General features: G+C 43.8%; 2 protein-coding genes and 1 pseudogene. All 3 read right to left on the reverse strand.

Going from position 1 to position 2738, the window contains the following annotated elements; genetic code table 11:
- Positions 1–294 (reverse strand): annotated as a pseudogene (locus tag OEL57_RS16035) (hypothetical protein); the annotation flags it as partial.
- An 8-nt stretch (positions 295–302) separates the two neighbouring features.
- Positions 303–1040, reverse strand: coding sequence for a radical SAM protein (locus OEL57_RS16040; RefSeq protein ID WP_300741857.1), 738 nt, complete (start codon positions 1038–1040; stop codon positions 303–305).
- 201 nt (positions 1041–1241) lie between these two features.
- Positions 1242–2663 carry a B12-binding domain-containing radical SAM protein gene (locus OEL57_RS16045; protein WP_300741858.1) on the reverse strand — a complete coding sequence of 474 codons (1422 nt, stop codon included), beginning with the start codon at positions 2661–2663 and terminating at the stop codon, positions 1242–1244.
- Positions 2664–2738: the final 75 nt, after the last annotated feature.

The following is a 2738-nucleotide window of genomic DNA, read 5'->3' on the forward strand; positions in this document are numbered from 1 at the left end:
AATTTCAACTATGCGCGGATGTAAAAGCGGCTCGCCTTCACCGGCAAACATGACGCTCTTGACCCCTAACTGCCCCATTTCTTCAATTCGGGTCATAAGAATATCAGCATCGAGAGTCAGTCGCTCGTTGTGGACAAAATCAAGGCCACAAAATATACACTGATGATTGCAATAGGAAACAGGGCTGATCTCAAGATAGAGAGGAGCGATCAGTTTGTTTTTCTGCCACTCGCCAACCCGGTCCAGGTGCCAGTATAGTTTATGGGCATCCATGGCAAAACGGTCTTGATTCATCTGTTTAGTCACCGAATATTCCGTATTTCAACGCTGGTATGCCCAAACACCTGAAAGCGGTTTGTCTTCACTTTTACATCGCAGGGGTTACAAGTGCCATAATTGGAGCAGTCTCTAAACTCGTCAATACTGTCTTCATTGAATTCGGCATCCAGAATATGTGCCATCGGATTTCTGGTGTTATACAGATCTGCATGGCATTTGTAGACATATCCTGCCGGGTCAACGATAATTTCTGTTGTTCTGCATTCGCACTGTTTCAATGTTTGTGCGGCAACAGATTCATCATATTTGAATGTGCCGTACATGGCCCCATCATACTCTCCCAAAAATTCCTTAAGCCTGAAGTCAAGCCCCATAGTCTGGCAACGTTTCTGGACCTCCAGTATATGTGCTCGTATCTCTGAAGCTGGATGTTCAATACCATACAGACCGACTCTAAAACCTGCCTGCTGCAACTTAAGTATTTTGCTGATCAGATCATTAATATCATTCTGGTCGGGATGGTAACTGACACGAATTGCCGCGTAGGGAGCTTCGCGGGTAAATCTCCATACCGGAACCTCCTTGATGAACCGGTCAACATCAAACATCAAATTGGTCATCAGATCCATCTTGATCTCCGGCTTAACGTCGTTCACAAAACGGTAAAAGCCGGAAAACAGGGTTGGTTCTCCACCCTGCAGGGTTAGGGGGAGATCTGCCCGCAACACCAGCCGGTTGGCAGCCCTGATCCAATCGCCCACATCCAACGTCTGATGTTTGACCTGATTTGCACGAATAGTATGATCATGAAGATTTATACAGTAAGGACACTTGAGATTGCATGAAAGTGTCAGAAAAAACGCAACATAATTGTGATGATCTTTTGGCGTTATATTCGGCAGTCCGGCTCGTATCATTGAACTCCGCTCTTTTCCCCGCAAGGCCCCAGGAGGCGCAAATCGCTACAATTCCATAGCATCTCTTGTCTTTTTCCGAATACCTTTGATTTCATCAAAAGTGGCATCGCACATTTTCAATACCCTCTCTATCTTGTGAGGACTGAAATTTATTCTATCCCATTCAAACGCCCTTAAAATACTTATATCTCGCGGCGTCCACTCGTCCGACTTAATCTGAGCATAACGCCAATCGACTTTAGGATAATCTTCATTACATTCCAACGCACCTAATTCCATCGCCTTATAATAAAGCCTTGTCTTGTACAAGGGGACAGCAACAAATATTTTTATATAATCAGCTCCGCAATGTTCTGCGTAACTAATGGTCTCTCTGATTTCCTCCCATGTTTCAGTAGGAAAGCCGATGATAAAGTTGGCAAGACAATAAATGTCGTAATCTTTGATCATTTTTATTATCTGCTTTGCCATATCAAGACTTTTGATTGGTTTTCCGATGACCTCCTTAAGCACCCTCTCGTTGCCAGACTCTATAGCTACATTTACACCAATACATCCAGATGCTTTCATAAGTTTAAGCATCTCTTCATTCAACATAAAAAGTGCGAAAGCAATTGCAATCCATTTCATACCTACATCATTTTCAACCATCAGAGTGAAAAGTTTTTCAGCAAAATTATTTTTGCCCATAAGCAGATTATCATCATCAAAAATTATGGCTCGTACACCATAGGTTTTTTTAAGATACAGCAATTCATTAACGACATCTTCAGGGTCGCGTGTCCTTACCTGACGTCCTGAAATCAACTCGACTTGACAGAAACAACAGCCACAAGGACAACCTCGTGTTGTAACCATACGTACATAAGGAACGTCAGGAGGAGACTGGGGATTAAATGTACGAGGGGCGGAGTGTGAATATGCTACAAAATCTATGAGATCATAGGCGGGCCACGGTAGTTTGGAAAGGTCATCCACCAAGGCTCGCTGTTGTATGATAACACGACCTTTCTCTTCATATGCCAACCCTACTACAGGAAGCGGGGTGCCTCGCGTGAAGTGTTTGATGAGGTCGCGTAAAACATATTCACCCTCCCCTATGACGCAATAGTCTATAGCAGGGTTTGGCAATATAAATTCAACCGTCGTTGTCACATGGACACCACCAGCAATTATGGTCGCTGATGGACAGATTTCTCGAACTATGCCAGCCGCAATGTCCAGTGTCTCCTTGTATTCAGAAGTGAGCACGGAAATACCCACAAAATCAGGCTTTGCCTCCCGTAATAATTCTGAAAATTCAGTTTTCGACATATCATAAAATTGGGCATCGACAATGGTCACGTCTACGATATCCCGTACCATTGCGGCAAGCAAACAGAGCGTTGCTGGATTCAGGTTCCAGGTGGTACCAATATCCTGCTTTACCCAACGTTGATTTGGGTATATAAGCCAAAGTTTTTTCATAAAGTCTTTCCGTGTATGCTAGGCATTCTCTGCCAACAGGGCACAATATTGCGGCAATATCCCTAATTTTCGGGT

Origin of the sequence: Trichlorobacter sp. (genome assembly GCF_030247655.1) — a bacterium.
Taxonomy (GTDB): Bacteria; Desulfobacterota; Desulfuromonadia; order Geobacterales; family Pseudopelobacteraceae; genus Trichlorobacter.